The organism is Mesorhizobium sp. Cs1299R1N1, assembly GCF_037179655.1.
Taxonomy (GTDB): domain Bacteria; phylum Pseudomonadota; class Alphaproteobacteria; order Rhizobiales; family Rhizobiaceae; genus Mesorhizobium; species Mesorhizobium salmacidum.
The window spans coordinates 25,015-47,303 of record NZ_JAPYKR010000011.1 but is presented as its reverse complement, the minus strand read 5'-3'; the positions used below and the strand labels follow the sequence as shown (position 1 = coordinate 47,303).

The 22,289-nt window shown below is 57.8% G+C and carries 18 protein-coding genes; 5 read left to right on the top strand and 13 right to left on the bottom strand.

Annotated elements, in window-relative coordinates:
- Positions 1–1,421 precede the first annotated feature (1,421 nt).
- From O7A70_RS23345 to O7A70_RS23315, 7 genes are all read right to left on the bottom strand, one after another.
- Positions 1,422–1,718: a DUF2127 domain-containing protein gene (locus O7A70_RS23345; RefSeq protein WP_337142528.1), complete on the bottom strand. Its 297-nt coding sequence runs from the start codon at positions 1,716–1,718 to the stop codon at positions 1,422–1,424.
- Positions 1,718–1,906, bottom strand: coding sequence for a hypothetical protein (locus O7A70_RS23340; protein WP_337128020.1), 189 nt, complete (start codon positions 1,904–1,906; stop codon positions 1,718–1,720). The genes O7A70_RS23345 and O7A70_RS23340 overlap by 1 nt, the downstream gene beginning before the upstream one ends.
- Before the next feature lie 159 nt (positions 1,907–2,065).
- Positions 2,066–2,284 carry a hypothetical protein gene (locus O7A70_RS23335; RefSeq protein ID WP_337142527.1) on the bottom strand — a complete coding sequence of 73 codons (219 nt, stop codon included), beginning with the start codon at positions 2,282–2,284 and terminating at the stop codon, positions 2,066–2,068.
- A 684-nt stretch (positions 2,285–2,968) separates the two neighbouring features.
- A complete protein-coding gene (locus O7A70_RS23330; protein ID WP_337142526.1) occupies positions 2,969–4,024 on the bottom strand; it encodes a GlxA family transcriptional regulator in 1,056 nt (351 codons plus the stop codon).
- A 452-nt stretch (positions 4,025–4,476) separates the two neighbouring features.
- Positions 4,477–5,613, bottom strand: a complete 1,137-nt coding sequence (locus tag O7A70_RS23325; RefSeq protein ID WP_337142525.1) for a mandelate racemase/muconate lactonizing enzyme family protein — start codon at positions 5,611–5,613, stop codon at positions 4,477–4,479.
- Positions 5,614–5,732: 119 nt separating this feature from the next.
- On the bottom strand, positions 5,733–6,836 hold the full coding sequence (locus tag O7A70_RS23320) for a mandelate racemase/muconate lactonizing enzyme family protein (RefSeq protein WP_337142524.1): 1,104 nt from the start codon (positions 6,834–6,836) through the stop codon (positions 5,733–5,735).
- Between the two features lie 193 nt (positions 6,837–7,029).
- Complete coding sequence (locus O7A70_RS23315) at positions 7,030–8,601, bottom strand: ABC transporter substrate-binding protein (RefSeq protein WP_337128024.1); 1,572 nt, start codon at positions 8,599–8,601, stop codon at positions 7,030–7,032.
- A 200-nt stretch (positions 8,602–8,801) separates the two neighbouring features.
- Here O7A70_RS23315 and O7A70_RS23310 point away from each other — a divergent pair, with 200 nt between their 5' ends.
- From O7A70_RS23310 to O7A70_RS23300, 3 genes are read left to right on the top strand one after another with little or no spacing between them, the layout of a single operon-like run.
- A complete protein-coding gene (locus tag O7A70_RS23310) occupies positions 8,802–9,758 on the top strand; it encodes an ABC transporter permease (protein ID WP_337142523.1) in 957 nt (318 codons plus the stop codon).
- Complete coding sequence (locus tag O7A70_RS23305; RefSeq protein WP_337142522.1) at positions 9,755–10,666, top strand: ABC transporter permease; 912 nt, start codon at positions 9,755–9,757, stop codon at positions 10,664–10,666. The genes O7A70_RS23310 and O7A70_RS23305 overlap by 4 nt, the downstream gene beginning before the upstream one ends.
- Positions 10,656–12,311, top strand: coding sequence for an ABC transporter ATP-binding protein (locus O7A70_RS23300; protein ID WP_337142521.1), 1,656 nt, complete (start codon positions 10,656–10,658; stop codon positions 12,309–12,311). The genes O7A70_RS23305 and O7A70_RS23300 overlap by 11 nt, the downstream gene beginning before the upstream one ends.
- A 61-nt stretch (positions 12,312–12,372) precedes the next feature.
- Here the strand turns inward: O7A70_RS23300 and O7A70_RS23295 are convergent, their stop codons facing one another.
- The 6 genes from O7A70_RS23295 to O7A70_RS23270 are packed head-to-tail and all read right to left on the bottom strand — an operon-like array spanning position 12,373 to position 18,431.
- A complete protein-coding gene (locus O7A70_RS23295; protein ID WP_337142520.1) occupies positions 12,373–13,476 on the bottom strand; it encodes an alcohol dehydrogenase family protein in 1,104 nt (367 codons plus the stop codon).
- Positions 13,477–13,492: 16 nt separating this feature from the next.
- Complete coding sequence (locus tag O7A70_RS23290; RefSeq protein WP_337142519.1) at positions 13,493–14,599, bottom strand: mandelate racemase/muconate lactonizing enzyme family protein; 1,107 nt, start codon at positions 14,597–14,599, stop codon at positions 13,493–13,495.
- Positions 14,596–14,976 carry a carboxymuconolactone decarboxylase family protein gene (locus O7A70_RS23285; protein WP_337142518.1) on the bottom strand — a complete coding sequence of 127 codons (381 nt, stop codon included), beginning with the start codon at positions 14,974–14,976 and terminating at the stop codon, positions 14,596–14,598. Before O7A70_RS23285 ends, O7A70_RS23290 begins: the two co-directional genes overlap by 4 nt.
- Before the next feature lie 11 nt (positions 14,977–14,987).
- The gene (locus O7A70_RS23280) at positions 14,988–16,442 is read right to left on the bottom strand and encodes an aldehyde dehydrogenase family protein (protein ID WP_337142517.1); all 1,455 of its coding nucleotides are present in this window, start codon (positions 16,440–16,442) and stop codon (positions 14,988–14,990) included.
- Positions 16,435–17,538, bottom strand: a complete 1,104-nt coding sequence (locus O7A70_RS23275; protein ID WP_337142516.1) for an aromatic ring-hydroxylating oxygenase subunit alpha — start codon at positions 17,536–17,538, stop codon at positions 16,435–16,437. The genes O7A70_RS23280 and O7A70_RS23275 overlap by 8 nt, the downstream gene beginning before the upstream one ends.
- Positions 17,535–18,431 (bottom strand): MurR/RpiR family transcriptional regulator, encoded by an 897-nt coding sequence (locus tag O7A70_RS23270; RefSeq protein WP_337142515.1) that lies wholly within the window; start codon positions 18,429–18,431, stop codon positions 17,535–17,537. Before O7A70_RS23270 ends, O7A70_RS23275 begins: the two co-directional genes overlap by 4 nt.
- 70 nt (positions 18,432–18,501) lie before the next feature.
- On the opposite strand from O7A70_RS23270, the gene O7A70_RS23265 reads away from it, so the two are divergent.
- Both O7A70_RS23265 and O7A70_RS23260 read left to right on the top strand, forming a co-directional pair.
- Positions 18,502–20,979, top strand: a complete 2,478-nt coding sequence (locus O7A70_RS23265) for an FAD-dependent oxidoreductase (protein ID WP_337142514.1) — start codon at positions 18,502–18,504, stop codon at positions 20,977–20,979.
- Positions 20,972–22,270, top strand: coding sequence for an aspartate aminotransferase family protein (locus tag O7A70_RS23260; RefSeq protein WP_337128036.1), 1,299 nt, complete (start codon positions 20,972–20,974; stop codon positions 22,268–22,270). Before O7A70_RS23265 ends, O7A70_RS23260 begins: the two co-directional genes overlap by 8 nt.
- The last annotated feature ends 19 nt before the right edge of the window (positions 22,271–22,289 follow it).

Here is a 22,289-nt window from a genome sequence, read left to right as displayed (position 1 = left end):
CAAAGTCGAGTGAAGGTACCGACCACATAGATGCACCTCCTGCCGATAAATAGTGGCGGAGCTCCAGGCCATTACGATCGTAAATTCCAGCAAGGCAAACGACGAGGCCGTCCGAATGTCTACCGTCAGTCTGATGCGTCGGCTGGTTACGACGCTGTTGCGTTCGCAACTGGGCTCGACCTAGAGCGGCCTGAATCGTTACCGATCTGCAGATTGCCGGTCATGACCGGTCTCCAGCTTCAGAACCTGCTTCGGGTCGCGGCTATACGACACCCGTTATCTTCATCATTCCTATCCGGAAAGACAGGCCCGGGAGTAATGGATTAATAGTATCGCATACATGGGGATAACTCTGTAAAGCGAGGGTATTATACCAAATCAACATCACTGACATTATGTTGGATTGGTAACGACATATTCGATGTCGCCTAAAAGGAGAATACAATGACCAAACGAACCGTACTTTTGGCAATTGCCATTGCGACAATGTTGACGACCGGGACTGCTGCGCTGGCAGCTCGTGGCGACAGCGCTTTGGACTGGCCCAACAAGTCCTGCATCGATGGAATCCCCAACGTCAGCCACGGGGGTCATGTTCCCTGCTAATGGGGGAGTTTCAATCGAATCCGGGCCTGAGCCCGGATTCGATTATGCGCTTCTCGACCAATCCGGGTCTGCCGTTCAAGCAGGTGCTGCGCTCGCCCGCAGGTGCATCTCAGAAAAACTTACTGCGGATTGCAAAGGCCACGGTCAGCAGCATGGGCAGGGGGCGAGCTGCGCCGGGTCGAACCGTAGACCAGAGGGCGACCTGTATTGCGCCCTCTTCACCGTCGACGATGGAGCTGGCGCAGCACGGCTGGAATCGCTTCACAGTCCTGTTTCATATGAGTGCATGACCGGACGGGGAATTGCTTCCGCTGACGCGCGAACGAAATTGGAAACTTGGGGGACCGATGTCCCTGCCGATGAACAATCGATCCACCCTCTCTCGTCCGGGCGATCCTCGTGAAGCTTCGAGGTCATGTCGCACATCAGTGATCGGGCGCGCGTGAGGACGCGCATGGGGCCCTTACCTCCCAGGCAGACTATGCCGGCGCCGGGTGTCTACTCTGTCCTGCGGCTCCCAGTGTGGCTAAGGCGCTATGTCGTGACGGTCCGACTGAATCAGAATGGGCGTGATCGCACAGGCGGGTCCTAATCGCACACGAGGAACGCCAATGGTTGATATTTATTCCCGTGAAGGCGCGATCGGCACTGCGGTGCAGAGCGACGGCCTGCCGGCTGTCGAGTCTGCCTGTCTCTTTTGCGATGCCGAGATGAGTGCGGCTGCTCGGCTGGCTCACCCGTCAATGCGATAAATAGAACTCCGGATGCCCGGCGGTTGGCTCTTACCTCACGCAAATTTATTGCCGTCCTCTCGATCAGCGCCAACTGGCTTCTATTTTGTGGCTCTGGACGAGACGATATTCATGCCAGACCAGCCAGACGACCAACAGGTCGAACAGTGTGAGCACGATCAGGCCCGCTGAGTGAGTATAGCTGAAGCGGTAGAGCTGGTAGATGATGAACAGCAGAAGGGCGGCGAGCGAGGCCGGATACGCCCATAGCCTGCGCTTCAGCAAAGCGGCCACCAAGGCAATTTGGACCAGACCGTGGCTGAGAAGGTAGAACGCATAAAAGTGCTGCGTACTGACCGAAAAATGGCTCGCCATCGTCATCAACTGACTTGCATGAAATCGTGCCGATTCTCGCCCAGCTCTCCCAGCGTCAGCCGATTAACCAGCGAAACGATCGTGCTGGTGGCGACAAAGGCGAGCACCAGGCCGCCGATGCATTCGATCAGCGCATGTGCGCCCTTAAGCAGCAGGCTGACCGCGAAAATCTGATGGACACGCTGCTCGTTCATGGGCTTTCCGCCGTTTGGCGTCGGTGCGTCAACGCTGGACCTGAACATGACTGGCATTTCAAGCTTCGAGCTGAAGAGCGCCCGTTTTCCTCTTCCAAGGCTAATTCGCGGAGAGCGTGGCAGGCCAGCGCTGGCCTGCTTAGGCTTCGTGCCCCGTGGTCAGCGAAAGGATGGAATAATCCAGGGATCATCATCGTATCCAAGGCGCGGCTCGGACTTACCTTCCCGGTAATGCGGTGAAGTCGGCACAGTTCCTGTCGAACGGCAGTTCAACCCAGCAACCGCGGCGCAAGGTGGCGTTATGGCTTTTTTCTCGTGGGCAATTGCGAAGCCGGATCCGGCAAACACAATTGCCGCGGAAACAATCGCTAATCTCATCGTAAATCTCCTGGCAACGCATCTGTTAAAGCTGGCCCGACTGCGCTTGCAGCAGCAGCGGGGGGAAGTCGGGCCCTTGCGGAGTTGCGACCTCCCGGTTTGCCAAAGATGTTATGTGGCTAGCAGTGAGGCAATTTATCTCTTCCGGTGTGACAGCTAACTCTTCCGTTTGAGCATTCCGCCTGCCCGCGGTGCATCGAAACTCGGCGGCAGTTATTGGGTGAGGCTAAGAGGGTCTGAGGGGGCGCGAAACAACTCGTCTCGATCCCAGCTGAAGGACTGCACGTCTGCGCCTGCCCGATCCTCGTCATTTCTTACCGCTTATGGCGGCGGATCGGGGTGGCGAAGGCACGTCACGGTAGCCAAGCCAAGTCGAGACCCAGCACACATGATCATCGTGCAAAGCGCAACGAGCAAGCCGGACCTGAACGGCTGGGCGCCGGAAGCTTAGATCGAGGATGTCATGCGCGCTGAGGCGAAGACCGCGGGGCCGCGACGGTCCGAGTTTCACGCGTCGGATTATCACCCGATCCGTAGCGATTTGATCCTGAGGAGCTACTCCTGATAGCGCAACTTGCCCAGGGGCCTTCGGCCGAACTAGACAGTGTGCGGTCCGTGCCGCCCTGGCTCCTGAAGGGCCCGGCAGCTCTTACCTCACCGCCGTGAGCCCAATCGGATCCTTGATCACCCGCTTGCCCATGGACGAGTATGGCTTGGAAGCATCCTGAAATGGTCTTTGAAGCTTTTCGAAAAATGTGAAGACGAGACATAACCGCATGCAATGGCCACTTCAATGACTGGCATGTCTGTCATTTCTAGAAGCTGTCGTGCTCGTTGCAACCTGATGGTTGAATAGTATTGCATCGGCGTCGTCTTCATGTGCTTTGCGAATAGGCGCTCCACTTGGCGACGTGACAGCGTGAGGCATTTCGCTATGTGATCAAGCGGCAACGGCTCTGCTACGTTCTTCTCCATTAATTTAATGGCCCGAACCAGCTTCTCGACAGTACCATGGCGGAGCCCGGGGGGTACCGACTGGCAATGGGAACCAGTTCTAAATCTGTCGGCTGTCAACTGGCCACATATTCGGCTGGCCAAGTCGCCCCCGAGCCGGACGTCTACCATTTCGGCGGCGAGATCGAATGCCGCGAAATCACCAGCGCACGTCGTTACCGATCCTTCATGGACGAATAGACAATCTTCGGCAACTAAGTCTGGGAATGTTTCTGCGAAGGCGGCGAGCCTCGAGGCGTGAATCGTGCAGCGCATTCCGCCACGCAGAATTCCAGCATCAGCCAACAACCAAGTTGCCGTTCCGATCGCACAAATGGGCAACTTGTAGCGATTTCTCCTTCTCAGAAGAGAGGAGATTTCTGACGATCTAAGGCTCTCGATGCGCTCGCCCCCGATCAAAACAAGGACGGATAGGCCATCATCGTCTTTGCAGGTGTTGATATCGACGTCGACGGAAATTGGAATCCCAGTCGAGCTCACTACTGGACTTCTGCTGTCGGCTCCAACAAGCTGCCAGGTGAATAGTTCCTGGCCGGCGTTTTGGTTGGCATGGTGGAAAGCCGACACAAACGATGAAAGGCTAAGAAGAGAAAATCCCGGTAAGAGAAGAATGCCTAGCACGTCAGCGCCGACATCTGGTGAAGGATCTTTTAACGAGCACCATTTAGAGTTCGAGACGGAACCCGCTAGATTCAACTCCCCCATACGGCTCGTGTGCATGCTCATTTAACTGATCTCAAAAGTCATCGTCGGGAGTGAAACCTGATGAAAGCGAGCCTGTCGAACTTGGTTAGTGTACCGGGTGAATGCCCATTGCAGTTTCAACGCTCTCCTGCACGACCTGCAGAGAGGAACATTCGCGGTCCCGGCCGGAATTCGTGTCCCCTTCAATGGTTCTTCCTGACATCTCATCAAACAAATGTACGATATAGATCGATCATAGGAAACAATTGTACCGAAGTCAACATCGGCGTAATGGAGAAGGGAGAGCCCGCCGTCCCTGATAAATGCCCTATGTGCTCGCATTGGTCGTCCAACTGCGCGTCGTCGTTTGTGCGACGGATTCTCAGCATTGTCTTTGCCGCCGGATGCGAGTTCCCGAACGCGCGTGTTTGCGAACGGGCGGGGGCTGAATCGACGGCAACGATTTGCGTAGACGAGGCCCTCGTCGTATCTCGTCAGCGCAGACCAGGAGTACCACTCGCCGGCTGAGTGCCATACGTTGCAACCGGGTTGCCGAGGCTATCCCATTCCGGCTGCACGCCAAGACCGGGGTCATCAGAGGCGTAAAGTTTTCCGTTGTTGGTGGCAGGAGCTGGGACTCCTGTGCTCTCGTTGTTGTAGTTGTGCAAGTCGGTCGTGTTGACGAGAAATTCCGCGGGCGTCGAGGCTGCAAAATGGGAAACCACCGCCGTCGTGATCTCGCCGCCCCAGCTGTCTTCGGCGACAATCGGAATCCTGTTGTCGATGAGGAGATCTCGCATTCGCCGCGCCTTTGACAGTCCGCCTTGCTTGGCAACCTTGAGGCACACGATTTCGGCTGCGCGGTCCGCTATTACTCGCTGGACCATATCCATACCCGTGATGCATTCGTCCAGCTTGATAGGTAGATCAACTTTTCGCCTTACCTGGAGACATTCCTCATACGTTTGACAAGGCTGCTCCATAATATAGTCGAGATCTCGGGTAGCTCGGCCGACCTGGAGGGCTTCGTCGACACGCCACCCCTGGTTGGCATCTGCGAAGGCTTTTTCGCCGGGCAGCAGGTTGGGCACGGTCGATCGGATGCGCTCGATGTCTTCGACCCAGTTTGCCCCTACTTTGATTTGAAACTGTCGATATCCGTTGTGCCTCAGGATATCCATCTCAGCGACCATTTCTGACGGGGACTTCTGAGGCGCCACCTTGTAAAGGGGCGCGCCGTCGGTATGTTTTCCGCCAAGGAGCATCCATACCGGTTGCCCGACGGCCTTTCCAAGAATATCCCAGCACGCTGCATCAAAAGGCGCTTTTGCATAGCCGTGACCACGGATGGTGTTGTCCAGGATGCGTTCGATAACCGAAACCTGTCTTGGGTCTTGACCTAACAGCGCGGGCGCGAGCAAACGAGCGGCCGCTTCCGTCCCTTCACCGTGCGCCTCCATATAATTTTCGCCACAAGGGCAAAATTCGCCGGCGCCAATAATCCCTGCGTCAGTCCCGATTACCACGACGGTGGATCGGGCGATCGAGATCGCATTGCCGCGACCCCAGCGGTAAGTGCCCCCGATATAGCTGAGATCTTTTCGATAAATTGCGACTGACGTGATTTTCATCTTGGTTCACCCGATCTGATTTGGATGGTAATTCTAATTCCTCCGCGGCCTCTGCAAGTTCAGGCTGCGGGAATAGCGAATTGCTTCGGTTTTCATATGCGCGGTGTCCACCGGAGCGCCTAGTCAATAAGGGCCACGGACTGGCCAAGTGCTTCGGGATCCGGGCTAACGCCGATGCCTGCACCTTCAGGCGGCGCGATGCGCCCGTTGCGGCGCTGGGGTGCGCTGGTGTCGAGACGAGGAGCGACGTATCCCGACAGATCGCATGTGTTTAAAAGACGGTTCGATGGCGTCGACGCCGCCAGATGCAATAGAGCACCAGTGGTAATGTCTGATCCCCAAACGTCCTCAATGCACATTTTAGGACCGAGGTGCAGGCACAAGTCGCGAAGCCGGCGAAGTGGGCTGAGGCCGCCGGACTTGGAGAGCTTCAGCGCCACTGCGTCCATGCAGCCAAGATGGTAAGCATGAAGCAGCGACGCGGTGTCGTGGGCATTCTCGTCGATTTTCATCAACAGTCCCGTCGCGGCCCGAACCGCGGCACATTCTTCCAGCGTGGCGCATGGCTGCTCCAGCATGATATCGAATGGCGCTACGGCCTTCCCCACCCGCGTCGCGTCCAGCCGGGACGCTCCACAGTTCCAGTCTCCGTAAACCAAGGGCCCTGCTCCAACAGCCTCCCGAACGAGACGTAGTCGAGCAACGTCGGTCTCCCAGTCATCGTCACTTCCAAGTTTGACCTGAAACTGCGCTATTCCTTCGCCCTTCGCCTCTCGTGCGATTCGGGCCATCTCATGCGGCTCGACGCATGTGATTGAATGATATAGCGGCATATCGGCCGCTTGGCGCCCGCCTAGGAGTGCATAGAGAGGCAGCTGGGCTACCTTACCAGTGATGTCCCACAGGGCCAGGTCAAGAGCGGATTTCGCGTAGGGGTGCCCCTGCAGCCAAGCGTCTACACGGCTCATAAGCGCCTCAGGACCGACAGGATCAGCCCCGATGACAATCGGCGCGACATATTCGAGGGCGGGGCGAACACCCTCGGAATAGGCCGGAAGGTAATGCGGAATGGGACAAACCTCGCCCCAACCCGCGATACCTTGATCAGTATCGACACGCAAAACCACTGACGTGACAGTTTCGCAGCTCTTTCCGCCAGACATGTGGTACGGCGTGTGGCTCGCCAGTGGTACCTCCCACAGTGTCATTCGCGTGATCTTCATTCTTCACCTCGCTAGGGCACGCCGCTGCCAGCAGGGACAGCGCGGTGGCAAGGACGAACCCGCCGCGATTGGTTGAGGGGGGAAAGTCGCGCCCATCGTGAGGCGCGACTTATGCGCAACTTGCGCTGCGATGGCTTACGGAACGCAAGAACCTTGGGTCTCTCCGGCCAACTACGCCAACAGCGTCAGACCATTAAGCCCCAAACCAAGCTCGCTCGGCCAAGCGGGAGCCACCCATCGTGCGGACAAGGTCCGGTGCAACGCCCTCAACCTTGGTGCTATATCCGTCCAGCGATGCAGGAAAGGCGAAGATACAGTTGCCGCCTTGTTCGCTGCAGATGGCTTGCATCTCATGGTACATTTCAGCCCGCTTTTGGGCATCGCCTTCGATCCGTGCGCTTTGCAGCAATTGACCGAAGCGATCGTCACACCAGCGTGACTCGTTCCAGGGTGCCTTGCATTGGAACGCGAGAGAAAACATCATTCCAGGTGTCGGTCGTACGCCCCAATAGGTCATGAAATAAGGGCGCTTCATCCATATGTTCGACCAATAACCATCATCAGGCTCGCGCTTCACCGATAGGTTGATCCCGGCCGCCTTTGCCTGTTCACGCATCAGGACGGCGGAGTCGACCGCACCGGAGAACGCCGCATCGGCTGCCGAGAGCTCGATGTCAAGCTGGGTTAGACCCGCCTGCTTCAAATGCCACTTGGCTTTGTCGGGATCATAATGGTGCTGCTTCAGTTCCTTGTTGAAGAAGGGGTCATTGCTTGCAATGGGCTGATCATTGCCCGCTTCGGCAAAGCCCGAAAAGACGCTTGCCACCAAGGCATCGCGATCCACGGCGTATTTGATCGCCTGGCGAATGTTGTTGTCTGAGTAAGGCTTGTTCGTAACGTCCATACCGGATGCGACATACGCTCCGCCTACCGTTTCCACGATTTTAAGATTAGCGTTTCTTTTGACGAGCTGGACGATCTTGGGCTCGATGCGATCAGCAGCGTCGATTGCCCCGGTCGTCAGCGCGTTAGCGCGAGCTGCGGCATCGTTGATGAAGGTAAACTCAACGGCGTCGAACCATGCCCTGTCGGCCTTCCAATAATTAGGATTTCGATGCGCCGAAAGTGATACTCCAGGCTGGAACTTATCGAGGATGTAAGGCCCAGTCCCGATGAAAGTAGTCCAGTCCTTGAAGCCTTCGGGTATAATCTGCAAATGGAAGTCAGCAAGGATGACAGGGATGTCTCGGTCACCCTGCGAATGCTCGATTATAACGGCGTGATCGCCGTCGGCTCGAATGTCCGATATTCCTTCCAATAGACCTTTGGCTGCCGATTTGGAATCGGCGGCTGTATGCCGCTTTAGGGAATAGACCACGTCGGCCGCGGTCAGTTTTTTGCCGTTGGTAAATGCGACGTCCGTGCGAAGTTTGAACGTCCATTTTTTGGCATCTTTGCTCGCGTCCCAACTTTCTGCGAGTTCTGGAATAGGGCTCTTGTCCGGTGTCAACTCGACGAGGTTGTTTCCGAATAGCCAGCCGGTTGCGTAGTGAGAGTCGGAGAGATAGGTCATGGGATCCAAGCTATCGCCCGTTCCCCCTTGCGAGTATCCGACACGGAGCGTTCCACCGCGCTTCGGTGCCGCCGCCGCGGCGCGGGCGTTGCGCACGCTCGGAATACCTGTGGTGGCCGCCATCAGGCCCGCACCTGCAATCAGCAGGCTGCGACGCGTGAGATCCCAAGATTTCGAAGAACCATCGTTCATAGGTACTCTCCCATTATGCCCCGTACGTTGCCAGGCCGCTTTCTGAGGCTCCCGAAAGCTGCCCTCCTGATGTGGCCGCCATGCCGGATTTCTTAGCTTGATCCGGCTGTGGACTTTCCTGATTGATGAGGGTACGATTGTTTTATTGGACTGTCTATACAAAAACGATTGTATCACGACATCGGTCAGAGAGGCTCCTGATGGGCACCATTTCCACGTTGATCATCAAGCGCTTAGCGCTCGGATTCTTCGTCCTTTGGATTGTGTCCCTGATCATCTTTCTGGGCGTTTCCCTCCTTCCTGGTGACGTCGCCAGCGAGATGCTGGGCCAGTCGGCGCTGCCTGAGACGGTCGCCGCATTCAGGGGTGAATTGGGGCTCGATTTGCCTCTCCACATCCGATATTTGCGGTGGTTAAGTGGCCTTCTGACTGGCGATCTTGGGCATTCGCTTGCGAATGGGCGTCCTATCTCGGAGTTGATATCCGAACGTCTGGGCAACACTCTGTTTCTCGCCGGTGTTGCTGCCTGCTTTGCTGTGCCCGTTTCGGTTTTCCTGGGGCTGCTCACGGCGCTCTACAGGGGGAGCCTGTTTGATCGCATCGCGAATGTCGTGACGTTGACCTGGATCTCGTTCCCCGAGTTCTTCGTCGCCTATATCCTGATCATGTTTCTGTCGGTTCACCTTGGCTGGTTCCCAAGCCTGTCGGCCGTTCGGGAGGGCGATAGCCTGATACACGCCGTTTACCTAGTGGTGCTCCCGTCTGTTACCCTCACGCTTGTGGTTGCCGCGCACATGCTGCGGATGACGAGAGCGGCTGTCATCAGTGTGCTGGGCAGCCCCTACATCGAAATGGCTAAGCTCAAGGGAGTTGCTCAGCGACGGATCATATTCTGGCACGCGTTGCCGAACGCGCTCGCCCCCATCATCAATGTCGTTGTCATCGATATGGCCTATCTGATCGTGGGGGTTGTCGTTGTCGAGGTGGTCTTCGTCTATCCCGGTCTCGGCCAGCTTATGATCGATTCCGTCCAGCGGCGTGACGTGCCTGTCGTTCAAGCTTGCAGCCTGATCTTCGCGGCTACGTATGTGCTTTTGAACATGATCGCTGACGTGCTGTCGATCGCCACCAATCCGAGGCTTTTGTATCGAAAATGACCGACAAGGTAACACGCCGTTTTTCGCCCGGCCTTCAACGCGCGCATCCGGATAGGCCAAGCCCCCTTGCAGTCAGCGCCGCGCTTTTTAAGCAGATTGCGGACGCCTCCTGGAGCGCACGACTAGGTCTCGCGATTGTCGTATTCTATATCTTCATTGCCTTATTCGCTCCGGTGCTAGCTCCGTATGGCGAGAGCCAGGTGGTCGGCGCCCAGTTTGACTCCTGGAGCACACACAACCCGCTCGGAACCGACGGCCTTGGCCGTGATATGTTGTCGCGCCTGATCTACGGCGCTCGCAATACGGTTGGCATAGCCTTCGTTACGACGGTCCTGGCGTTCCTGCTGGGCGGCAGCGTTGGCATTTTCGCGGCCGCTGTCGGCGGATGGATTGACCAGGCGCTAGCGCGGGTGGTCGATGTCCTGATGGCTATCCCTCAACTGATCTTCGCGTTGCTTCTGCTCACTCTTTTCGGCACGTCGGTGCTTTCCTTGATCGCCATCATTGCCGTTCTTGACGCTACGCGGGTTTTTCGACTGGCAAGGGCGGCCGCGATGAACGTTGTGGTCATGGATTTCGTCGAGATCGCAAACCTACGCGGGGAGGGGTATGGTTGGATCCTCCGCCGCGAAATCCTGCCAAATATCCTGCCGCCACTCTTAGCTGAATTCGGGCTTCGCTTTTGCTTCGTCTTCCTGCTGATCAGTTCTCTGTCGTTTTTAGGGATCGGTCTGCAACCCCCAACCGCCGACTGGGGTTCGATGGTCAGGGACAACGCAATCCTTATCACCTACGGCGATGTAACGCCGCTGTTGCCGGCTGCCGCGATCGCCATTCTGACCGTAGGCGTCAATTTTCTCGTAGACTGGTTTTTGCACAAGGCGAACGGAATTCACGATGGGCAATGAGGGTGGTCTGGGAGCCGGAGGTGAAGTCCTTCTCGATATAAAGGGTCTACGCATCGAAGGGCGAGGTAACGCGGGCCCCATTGGGATCGTGAAGGGAATAGATCTCGCCCTGAAGCGTGGAGAAATACTTGGCCTTATAGGGGAGTCCGGGGCGGGGAAATCGACGATCGGCCTAGCTGCGCTCGGATACGCCCGGGGTGGGTGCAAAATCATCTCGGGACAGATAAAGTTTAACGGGAAGGATCTGGGCAGACTGACCGAGGAAGAACTAAGACGGCTACGTGGCGATCGCATCGCATATGTAGCGCAGTCGGCTGCCGCAGCCTTCAACCCCGCACATCGCATCATCGACCAGCATGTCGAAGTAGCAGCCCAGCACGGCGTTCGGGACCTTAACGCTGTTCGTGCGGAAGCGAAGGTCTTGTACTCGAAGCTCCGGCTGCCTGAGAACATTGGCGCGCGCTTTCCGCATCAGGTTTCTGGAGGGCAGCTTCAGCGAGCAATGGTGGCGATGGCATTGGCTTGCAAGCCGGACCTGATCGTTTTCGACGAGCCGACAACGGCCTTGGACGTGACGACGCAAATCGAAGTCCTTGCTGCCATCAAGGACGTGGTTCGCGATTTTCACACCGCAGCGATTTACATAACGCATGATCTTGCCGTGGTGTCGCAACTGGCCGACAGGATCATGGTGCTACGCTACGGCGAGTTGGTCGAAGAGGGCGACACCACCCAAATTCTGACGCGCCCTACGATGGAATATACCCGACAGCTGCTTGCCAGAGGTTTTCCCAAACCCGAGAAGGCCAGCAGTTCTCATGAAATCCTGAACGTCAGCAACATCAGCGCCTCCTATGGCTCGGTCGAGGTTCTCGATGATGTCAGCGTGTCGGTCGGCGAGGGCACGACAGTCGCCATCGTGGGAGAGTCGGGTTCGGGGAAATCCACTCTGGCGCGGGTGGTTACAGGATTGCTGCCTTGTAGCCGCGGGACCATGTCGTTCAATGGACAGCGCCTCGACCCCACGCTTCGCCGCCGCGACAACGAAATACGCCGGCGCATCCAGCTAATCCACCAAACCCCAGACACGTCCTTAAATCCGCGTCAGCGAGTAAGCGAAATCATTGGGCGTCCGCTGACCTTCTATGGAGAACTGGATAGCCGCGGCTGCCTCCTCCGCGCAGCCGAGCTCCTTGACCAAATCGAACTCGACGAAACCTATCTCGATCGGTTTCCCGGTGAGCTTTCTGGTGGGCAAAAACAGCGCGTATGTATCGCCAGGGCGTTGGCGGCAGAGCCGCACCTCATCATCTGCGACGAGGTGACCTCTGCGCTCGACCAATCTGTGGCCAAGGGCATCCTGAAGCTGCTGACGCGGTTACAGAAGGAGCTGCGCGTGTCCTATCTGTTTATCACTCACGACCTTGCAACCGTCGAGGCGATCGCGGACGAGGTTGTGGTCATGCGGCAAGGTCGGGTGGTCGAGCAGGGCCCCAAGGAGCAAATTTTTAGGCCGCCACATCATCCCTACGTCGAATTGTTGCTCACCTCGGTCCCTCAGATGAACCTCGGCTGGCTTGATTCCATTCGGCAGGCGCGCAAGCTTCCTGTCGAGACGCCAGTTTTGGGAAATGAGGCGGTGTAGGGCGGTTTAACGGCCCGCCAAGTGGTGCAGTTCGACTTATGGCCACCTTCCGTGCGTCACATCACATCGTGACAACAATGTTCCCGACATGGCGCTTTTCCATGAAAGCCAGTTGGGCCTTGGCGAGATCTGCCAGAGCGTATTCCGCAGCAAGAAGAGGCTTCAGCAAGCCCCGCTCGATGAGATCCACCAATCGCCTCGCCGTCCCTGGCGGCACTATTGTGGCGCCGGTCAGTTGGAGGTCCTTATAAATCAGTTTGCGCAGGTCAAAATCGACAACAGGTCCTGAGATCGCACCCGATGACGAATAGCGCCCCCCTGGGCGTAGTGCGGTGATGAGGTGTGAAAACGTTCTGCCTCCAACGACGTCGAGCGCGACGTCCACATTGCCCTCGGCCGCATCCTGAATCGCTTCCGCCAACTCCGGGGTCTCGCGATCGACCACGATGTCGGCCCCAAGATCCTTCAATGCCTCCCTTTTGGTTGGCGAAGCGATCGCGATGATGCGGGCTCCACGCAGCCGACATAGCTGTATGGCTGCCGAACCCACGCCCCCGGAAGCGCCGGCAATCACGACTGTTTCACCGGGCTTCAACCCGGTACGCGAGACCAAATTCTCGGCAGTTGTATAGGCGCAAGGGAATGTCGCGATTTCAGCGTCGGACAAGTCGCAATCTATGCGCAGCGCATTCTCCGCCCGCACCGTCGTATATTCGGCAAAGCCCCCGTTGCATTCAGATCCGAAATAGACGGCACCCGACAGGTTCATCCAATCACTGGTGTCGAGAAGCCAGGGATCGACCATAACCCTTTCGCCGATGCGAGCGGTGCTTACGCCGTCACCGACGCCGACGATTTTGCCCGCCACGTCGGCGCCTTGTATGAGCGGAAAGCGAACCGCCGAACTTCCCCAAGTGCCGGTCTCGGCTTGGGCTTCGGTAAACCCGGCGCTGCCCGTCAAGGGCGTAATGCCGCCGGTGACCTGTTTGGAATACCAGGCCGTGCGAGTGTTGATGTCGGTGTTGTTGAGCCCGCATGCTCCCACCTCAATCAAGACTTCACCGGCGCTCGGCGCGGGAACCGGCCAATCCTCGCGAACTTCAAGTTTGTCCAGACCGCCGTGACCCGTCAGGATCACAGCACGCATCGATGCCTTTACGCTCACAAGCTGCTCCTCATGCCTACGCGAAGACGGACACGGGATCGCCGAGATTTTCGGCGTCCGGCGTCACCCCGAGGCCGGGTTCGGAAGGAGGGGTTGCAAAACCTTCAATATTTCTGGCCCCCTGTCCGGGAACCGGGTCGACAGCGAGGTGATGATGGCAGAGCCAACTCGCCAATCGGTTTGCTTTCGGCGTGGAGGAAGCCAGATGGATGGCAGCGGTGTCCGCCAGCGCGGACCCGCCGAGGTCCTCCAAATGCATTTGCCATCCCACGGAAACGCCAAAGTCTCTGATTTGCTTTGCTTTCGTCAAGCCGCCAACCCTATTGGGTTTCACCTTCACGCCTTCGCACGCTCCGAGCTTCCAGGCATCGAGATGGTCTTGGAACGTATGGAGGCACTCGTCCAGCATGATGGGCTGCTTCACTCTTTGGGCCACCTGCGCACATTGCGAGAGCGTCTCGCATGGTTGCTCCACCCAGCCGCGCAACGAGACGTTGTTCAGGACCTGCACCGCCACAGCCGGCAGCCAAGCGCGATTGACATCGTAAGTAACAGTTTCATCGGGTCGCAAAGCCGCTTCGATCGCTTCGATCCGCGAGATGTCGACGACGGGATCACTCCCGCCGACCTTGGCGGAATGGGTTCTATAGCCTTCCGCGTAAGCCTCGCGAATGAGCGCGATCATTTCCTCATTCGACCCAGTCGAAATCGACGAATTCACGGCGACGGGGTCCGCCTTGTCAGCTCCCATCAGACGCCAAAGCGGCAAGCCACTGGCTTTGCCCAGAATGTCCCAGCACGCCATGTCCACGGCCGATTTGACATAGAGATGTCCCGGAAGCGCGACGTCCATGGTTTGATTGATGGAATTGAGCGCGCAGGGATCTTGTCCCAACAAGGAGGGGGCGAGCGTGGCGATGCCGGCCCGGATGCCGGGGCCGTGCGCGGGCAGATACGTATTTCCCCAGGGACAACCTTCGCCCCAGCCGAACAATCCTTCATCCGTCTCGATCTTGACGAAGGTGCTGTCGAGGCGCTCAAATTTGAGCCGCCCCCCGGAAAGCCAGTAGGGTTTGGTCAGTGGAAGGTCTACCTGAAACAGTGAAATGCGAACGATTTTCATAGGATCCCACGTTCCTCAAAGACCTTCTTGGCAGCGCGAAAACATTCCAGCGCCTGGGGTACGCCGCAGTAGATCCCGACAGCATGGATTGCAGCTCGGATCTCGTCCTTGGAAGCGCCGTTATTAAGGGCTCCGCGACAATGGACCTCCCATTCGTGCATTTTGCCGAGGGCGCCCAGCATTGCTAGATTCATCAGGGACCGCGTCTTGGGATCAATGGCATCGTCGCCCCAGCCAAACCCCCAACACCACGCCGTCATCGCCTCCTGAAAAGGCCGTGTGAAATCATCGGCTGCGGCGAGGTTTTTTTCGACATATTCGGCCCCCAAGGTGGCCTTTCGCCGGGCGAGGCCGACATCGAACAAATCCTGTTTCAAGCGAGAACCTCCTACGAGTTCAATGCGATTGCGATGTTCTTGGTTTGGAGATAATTCCAGAGCGCCTCACGTCCCTTTTCGCGGCCATACCCCGATTTTCCGTACCCGCCGAACGGGGTTTCGACGCCGCCCGCATACCATTCGTTGACGAAAATCTGGCCCGCGCGCAGACGCGCAGCGGCTTTCATAGCGCGGTCGATATCCCTAGTGAAAATGCCCGCGACCAGACCGTAGTCGGTTCCGTTGGCGATGCTCAGCGCATCCTGCTCGGTTCTGAACTTCAGGATCGACAGCACCGGCCCAAAGACCTCTTCTCGCGCAATCGACAGGTCTGGCGTGAGGCGGTCGAATACAGTTGGCTCGAGGAAATAGCCGGCTCGGTTGAGCTTACGTCCACCCGTGACAGCACGGGCTCCCTGCCGCTCGGCTTCGCGGCACATAGCTTCGGCGCGATCACGCTGTCGCTCCGAGATCATCGCCCCCATATTGGGACCGAAATCCGTTCTCTCTTCGCCGGGTCCCGTCGAAATTGAGCGCGCCATGTCCGCCACGCGCTCCACCACTTCATCGTGGATATCTTCGTGGACGATCAGGCGCGACATCGCCGAGCAAACCTGACCCGCGTTGAAGAAAATACCCCAGCGCACCGAGGACACCAAACTATCCAAATCGGCATCGGGCCAGGCAATCGCGGCCGATTTTCCTCCCAGCTCCAGCACGCATGGCACGACGTTCTTGGCAGCTGCGCAAGCGATGCTCACTCCCGTTGGCACGGAGCCTGTAAAGACAATCTGATTGACATCGGAATGGGCGGCAAGCGCAGCACCTGCATCGTGGCCAAGTCCGCAGATCACATTGACCGCGCCCTTGGGCAATCCGACATGTTCTGCGGCCTCTGCAATAAAAGCAGTTGTCAGGGGATCGAGTTCGGGTGTCTTCACCACGCATGCATTGCCGGCCGTCAAGGCCGCCGAGAGCGAGCGGGCGGCCATCTCAAGCGGGTAGTTCCACGGGATGACATGCGCCGATACGCCATAAGGCTCATAGGTCGTGAAATCATAATACCGCTCGCCGAGCGGTATCGAGCGGCCCTCGATCGTCTCGGCCTGATTTCCGTAATACTCGAAATATCGTGCAGCACCTTCAACTTCGAGCCGCGCCTCCCAAAGTGGCTTGCCGGATTCGCGGCAGAGCACGTAGGCGATGTGCTCGATGTTGGCGAGCAGGTAGTCACCCATTGCCCTGACCATCCGGCCCCGGCTTACGGGGCGCATGGCTGTAAGTGCACGGGAGCGGTGGCATGCCCGAGCCGCTTCGACAGCCCGGTTGACGTCGCCTTGATCTGCAAGCGCCTGCTCGGCTAGCGCGACGCCCGTTGCTGGGTCGTCGACCGCGAGCCTGCCAGCGCCGCCGTCTACCCAGGCGCCGTTGATATAGTTCTGCCAGTAGCTTTTGATCTCAGGCATCGACGGCATCACGCATCCATTGTTGCAGGACGCGTACCGAATGCTCGGAGTTCACCCCGCATTTGGGGTCGATCACGAGCGGTCCCGGATGATAGCCGCGGCTTTTCAGTCCACGCTGGACCGCTTCGACGATATGGATGTCTTCTTCGACCGTTGTCGCTCGGTCCTGGACGGCAAGATTTGCGACAATCTCCGACTCGGAACCGTCGACAGTATACCACCCTCGCCAGACAACCACTTCATCGACACTCTTGACCCGCCAATGGTAGGTGTTGAGGACGTTTCCGGGATAGACTTGAAATGAGAACGTCGGCCATAAAAACCACGACGAGTATTCCCCGGCTCGCCGATTGGCGTGAAGGTCGATCGGATAGCTCATTTTTTCGAGGTTCTGGCATTCGGTCGTGTGTCTTAAACAGTACCCCTGGGGCTGGATATCGTATGTCTCAGGTTTGATGACGCCCGTCGCAAAGGTTTTGTGATTTAGCGCGCAATGATAACACTCGGAGTAGTTTTCAATTGAAACTTTCCAGTTGCACTTCTCAGGAATCTTGACCCATTCAACAGGCTTGAGCTTTTCAATATGCGGAACAAACTCGCGAAGCTCTTCGCGCACCTGCGGAAACCAGTCGTCCATCGGTTTGGCGTCGGGATCGAGATTGACGAATATGAAACCGCAGAAAATTTCCGTTCGGACGGAACTGAGGCAAATCGCACTGCGGTCAAATCCGGGCACCGCGTTGACATTTGGCCCGCCGCGCAGGTTCCCAGTAAGTTCATACGTCCAGGCGTGATAGGGGCAAACCAGAAGCTTGGCGTTCCCGCTGCCTTTCACCAGCTCATGTGCGCGATGCTGGCACACATTGTAAAATGCGCGGATCTCTCCTTCTTTGTCGCGAACACAGAACAAGCTCTGGCCTGCGATCTCGAAGGTGAAAAAGTCGCCAGGTTTTTGGACAAGCGACGAATGCCCCGCGAACTGCCATGTCTTGGCAAGGAGCCCTTCCTCTTCCTTGGCGAATATCGCCGGATCGGTGTAGTAGCGCGCTTCCAACGAACGCAGGGGAGCAGGAGGCGGCACGCTTGGCGCGTTCATTTTGTCTCTTCCTTCCAATAAATACCGAATTCGTGGCGGCGTTGATGGAACCGCTCGATGTTGCTGATCACGTCAGGCTTTGCCTCGGCGACGACAAACGCCATTATCGTTTCGAACAAAGCGGTGAGCGCCACCGTTGAGGGGAAGAACTGCGGCGTCTCGGTAGGCACCACGAAACGTCGATCGGCTCTGACAAGAATTGGCGAGGCTGGGCTATCGGAGATGCCGATCACCTCGATGCCCTGGGCACGCGCAAGCTCAACGCCTTCCACAACCTCACGCCTGTAGGGCTTGAATGTCATCGCGATCAGAAGATCACCCTTTTCCATGCGAGCCAGGTCGTCGACAGGAAGTGAGCCGTTCCTGGGAATTGCGACGATGCTGCTGCCAGCCATGCTTGCGAGATAGGCAAAATTGCTGGCGATTGCGTTGGCAAAGCCAACGCCAAGAACGTAGGTGACGCGAGCCTTGACGATCGCGTCGGCTACCTCTTTCAGTGCCGTGGCGCTCGTTTCAGAAAACAATCCCTCAATGTTTTCGATCGATGCCGACGCCATCTCAGCATAGAGGCTGGACAACTTTCCACCTTTTGACAGCGACTGCAGCCAACGTGCGCGATCAGGGAAATCTTCGCGCCCGCGGATGACCTGTTCGCGAAAGGGCTTACGGAAGTCTTCGTAGCCGTCGAAGCCCAATGCACGTGCCATTCGCACAAGCGTATTGGGCTTTACCTCTGCGCCCTGCGCCATCGTCCTGATCGAGGTGATGCTGACCAGGTTTGCATTCTCAAGAACGTGCGCAGCCGCCTTCTGCAGCTCCGGCGTGAACGTCGCAAGCCGGCTCGTCAGTTCATTTAAGACCTGGGGGGCTGAGTTCATCGATGGTACATTCATTTGCTTCCTCATTGACAAGAGTACAATCGTTCGATAGCCCTGTCAAAGGCTGTTTGTCGGAGACGAAAAAATGACTGTATCCCACGCTCGAGTGGTCATCATAGGGGGCGGCATCATGGGCTGCGGCCTCGCCTATCATCTGGCGCATGAAGGCTGGACCGATATCGTACTGCTCGAAAAATCCGAACTGACCTCCGGGTCGACGTGGCACGCGGCTGGCCAGATTACCCATTCGACCTCCAGTTTTTCGCTAGGGAAATGTGTCGGCTACAACATCGATCTCTATTCCAAAGTGCTCGAGAAGGAGACCGGCCAGTCCGTGACGTGGCACGGGTGCGGGTCGTTCAGGCTGGCCTACACTGATGATGAACTGGATTGGCTTCGCCAGACCTTGAGCGTGGGCAAAGCCCTCGGCTTCCCCATGGAGCTGGCCGGGCCGGAACAGATAAGAAAGCTTCATCCCTTCTATAACCTCGAGGGCGTCAAGGCGGCGCTCTACACGCCCGACGACGGCCACGTTGATCCGGCTGGCGCTACGACCGCACTCGCGCAGGGCGCGCGGCAGCGTGGCGCCAAGATCATCCGACAGTGCCGAGTAACGGACATAAAGCCAGGCCTGAACGGTGAGTGGCGTGTGTTCACCGAACAGGGCGAGATCATCTGCGAGCACGTTGTGAACGCCGGCGGAACCTATGCGCGACAGGTCGGCGAATGGGTCGGCCTGGACGTACCGACTACCTCGATGACACACCATTATCTGATTACCGACACCGTTCCAGAATTCCTCACGCTGGAAAAGGAACTGCCCGTCGTGCGAGATGACCGCCTGGTCTCCGGATACATCCGTATGGAGCAGAAGTCCGGCCTGATCGGCATTTACGAGAAGGCCAATCCGAACGCGGTCTGGACCGATGGCTGTCCGTGGGAAGCCGAGCATGAGCTCTTCGAGCCGGACTACGATCGCATCATGCCGTGGCTCGAGAACGCCATGGGACGCATGCCGGTCCTATCCCAGCTCGGCATCAAGCGGGCCGTCCACGGGGCTATCTCGCACCCGCCGGACGGCAACCCACTGATTGGCCCTGCACCCGGGCTCAAGAACTTCTGGCTGAATTGCGGCTGCCAGATCGGCATTGGCTGGGGGCCGGGTCTGACCCGGGAGCTGGCGCGGTGGATGGTGCATGGCGCTGCCGACATCAACATGCGCGACTACGATCCGCGTCGCTTCGGCAAGTTCGCGAACCAGGATTATCAGGTGACCAAGGCGAAAGAGGATTACCTGCTTCGCCACGAAATACCGTTCCCGCACCTAAACAGACACGCAGGTCGCCCGGTCAAGCCGAGCGCCCTTTATGACCGCCTCAAGGCCAAGGGCGCGGTGTTTGAGGAAGTGTATGGCTGGGAGCGGCCACGCTGGTTCGCAAAAGCCGGTCTCGAGCAGCGTGATTATTATTCCTTTCGTCGGCCGGCCTGGTTCTCGGCTGTGCAGCAAGAGGTTAGAGCCGTTCGTGAGCGCGCCGGCATCATGGACATCTCGGCCTTCTCGAAGGTGCAGGTTTCCGGGCCTGGGGCAGCGGCTTTCATCGATCGGCTTATTCCGAATCGGCTTCCGTCGAAGCCGGGGCGCATTGCGCTGACGCACTTGCTGCATGACAGCGGGCGCATCGAGCTGGAAACGACGGTGGTCCGTTTCACTGACGATCGTTTCTATTTCACCTGCGCGGCCTTCTTCGAACAACGCCTGCTAGACTATCTGACCTTCGCCAAAACGCCCGACGATGCCGTGAGCATCACCAACCTTTCGGATTCCTGGGGTGCTTTGGCCCTCAACGGTCCGCGCTCGCGCGAAATCCTGGAGCCAAACACCGATTCCTCTCTGACGAACGCTGCGTTTCCGTGGCTGACGGCCCAGGAGATTGTCGTGGCCGGCGAGAACGTCTGGGCGTTCCGGATGTCCTATGCGGGCGAGCTCGGCTGGGAGTTCCACGCTCCACGGGAAAGGCTGCTGGCAATTTATGATGCCTTGCATGAGGCCGGCGATCCCCTTGGCTTGGTCGACTACGGTTCGTTCGCGATGAATGTCATGCGTCTTGAAAAGATGTTTAAGGGCGCCGGCGAACTGACCAACGAAGTCACGCTGCCGGAAGCAGACGTCATGCGTTTCGTCAAGCTGGACAAGCCGGACTTCAAGGGTAAGAAGGCGACCCAGGCTGCATCGGAAAAGCCTCCCAAATGGATTTGTGCCTACCTCCAGATCGACGCCGATGCTGTTGCCGATGGGAACGGAGGGGAAGCGATTCTAAAAGATGACCGTCAAGTTGGCTCGGTCACGTCGATTGCCTACTCGCCTTCGGCAGGCAAGATCCTCGCGTTTGCATATGTGGCTCCGGAGGTTGCCGGCCCGGGCACGAAACTGGAAGTCACGATTATGGGTGAGCTCCGGAAGGCGGAGGTTTTAGCGGAGCCGGCATTCGATCCGGACAACATTCGCCCACGAACCGACGTGGAAAGCACCGGCGCAAGCAAGAAGGTTGCGGCAAATGCTTGACACCTCCGCCGAGAAGTTAAGGCCCGCCCAGAAGGATTGGGCCGACCGGGCACAGGCCGTATTGCCTGGCGGCGGATTTGGAAATTTCGATCCGTCGATCGTCATACGCGAGGGTCACGGGGCTCACGTGTGGGACGAGAACGGCAAAGAGTATGTCGACTATCTCATTGGCTCGGGACCAATGATACTGGGTCATGACAATCCAGAAGTCGTGGATGCGATCCGCGAGCAGGCCGGAAGAGGGCTCACCTTCTTCGCAAGCAACAAGCACGGGATCGAACTTGCCGAGACAATCTGCGAGGCTGTTGCCTGCGCGGAAAAGCTTCGTTTCGTCTCAACCGGCGGCGAAGCGGATATGTATGCAATGCGTCTTGCTCGGGCGCACACGGGGCGCGACAAAATCCTGAAATTCGAAGGCGGATATCACGGCATGTCTTCGGAGGCGCTTATCAGCGTGTTTCCAGACAGGCTCGAAAATTATCCCAATGGCATTCCAGATTCCGCTGGCATCCCCGAGCAAGTGCGTGACGGCGTTTTCGTTGCTCCGTTCAACGACGCCGAGTTTGTGCGACAGTTCCTTGCCGAGCATGGCTCGAAAATCGCCGGCATCATTGTTGAGCCGCTCCAGCGATTGATCCCGCCGGCGCCTGGGTTCCTTGAGATGCTGCGTGAGGAAAGCTCCAAATGGGGCATCGTCCTGATATTCGACGAAGTCGTGACGGGGTTTAGATTAGCCTACGGGGGGGCCCAGGAGCGCTACGGAGTGGTGCCGGACCTGTGCGCGTTGGGGAAGATCATTGGAGGAGGTTTGCCGCTCGCAGCCATTGCCGGCAAGTCCGACATTATGGCGCATTTCGACAAAGGTGCCGTCGGTAAGGACGGCTTCACGCTCCAAATCGGCACGCTGAGCGGTAACCCGCTCGCCGCAGTCGCCGGCCTAAAGACACTCGAGATCCTGAGGCGCCCGGAGAGCTACACGCGCCTGCGTGGGAATGGCGAAGCCGTGATGGGGATGCTCAGGGACGCATTGAGCGAAACCGGCATTGCTTATCAAATTGTTGGCGATCCAGTCCTTTTTGACGTCGTGTTCACCGGGCACACAGTCCGATCCTATCAAGACGTGACCAAAGGCGATGCTGCTCTGGCGGGAAAGTTCAATGCGACCCTGCGTGAGCGCGGCATCTTCAAATCAACGGGTAAGATCTATTCTTCGCTGGCCCTCACCGACGCGGACCTTTCGTGGACGAAGGAAGCGATCACCCACGCTGCCAAGCAACTGCTCGCCAACTGAACTCAAACGCCTCCAAGGA

Excerpts from the sequence above, each read along its gene's own strand:
- O7A70_RS23300 (WP_337142521.1), top strand. The coding sequence starts at position 10,656 with ATGGGCAATGAGGGTGGTCTGGGAGCCGGAGGTGAAGTCCTTCTCGAT.
- O7A70_RS23325 (WP_337142525.1), bottom strand. The coding sequence starts at position 5,613 with ATGAAAATCACGTCAGTCGCAATTTATCGAAAAGATCTCAGCTATATC.
- O7A70_RS23305 (WP_337142522.1), top strand. The coding sequence starts at position 9,755 with ATGACCGACAAGGTAACACGCCGTTTTTCGCCCGGCCTTCAACGCGCG.
- O7A70_RS23340 (WP_337128020.1), bottom strand. The coding sequence starts at position 1,906 with ATGAACGAGCAGCGTGTCCATCAGATTTTCGCGGTCAGCCTGCTGCTT.
- O7A70_RS23275 (WP_337142516.1), bottom strand. The coding sequence starts at position 17,538 with ATGAACGCGCCAAGCGTGCCGCCTCCTGCTCCCCTGCGTTCGTTGGAA.
- O7A70_RS23280 (WP_337142517.1), bottom strand. The coding sequence starts at position 16,442 with ATGCCTGAGATCAAAAGCTACTGGCAGAACTATATCAACGGCGCCTGG.
- O7A70_RS23290 (WP_337142519.1), bottom strand. The coding sequence starts at position 14,599 with ATGAAAATCGTTCGCATTTCACTGTTTCAGGTAGACCTTCCACTGACC.
- O7A70_RS23315 (WP_337128024.1), bottom strand. The coding sequence starts at position 8,601 with ATGAACGATGGTTCTTCGAAATCTTGGGATCTCACGCGTCGCAGCCTG.
- O7A70_RS23260 (WP_337128036.1), top strand. The coding sequence starts at position 20,972 with ATGCTTGACACCTCCGCCGAGAAGTTAAGGCCCGCCCAGAAGGATTGG.
- O7A70_RS23320 (WP_337142524.1), bottom strand. The coding sequence starts at position 6,836 with ATGAAGATCACGCGAATGACACTGTGGGAGGTACCACTGGCGAGCCAC.
- O7A70_RS23265 (WP_337142514.1), top strand. The coding sequence starts at position 18,502 with ATGACTGTATCCCACGCTCGAGTGGTCATCATAGGGGGCGGCATCATG.
- O7A70_RS23270 (WP_337142515.1), bottom strand. The coding sequence starts at position 18,431 with ATGAATGTACCATCGATGAACTCAGCCCCCCAGGTCTTAAATGAACTG.
- O7A70_RS23310 (WP_337142523.1), top strand. The coding sequence starts at position 8,802 with ATGGGCACCATTTCCACGTTGATCATCAAGCGCTTAGCGCTCGGATTC.
- O7A70_RS23345 (WP_337142528.1), bottom strand. The coding sequence starts at position 1,718 with ATGACGATGGCGAGCCATTTTTCGGTCAGTACGCAGCACTTTTATGCG.
- O7A70_RS23330 (WP_337142526.1), bottom strand. The coding sequence starts at position 4,024 with ATGAGCATGCACACGAGCCGTATGGGGGAGTTGAATCTAGCGGGTTCC.
- O7A70_RS23335 (WP_337142527.1), bottom strand. The coding sequence starts at position 2,284 with ATGAGATTAGCGATTGTTTCCGCGGCAATTGTGTTTGCCGGATCCGGC.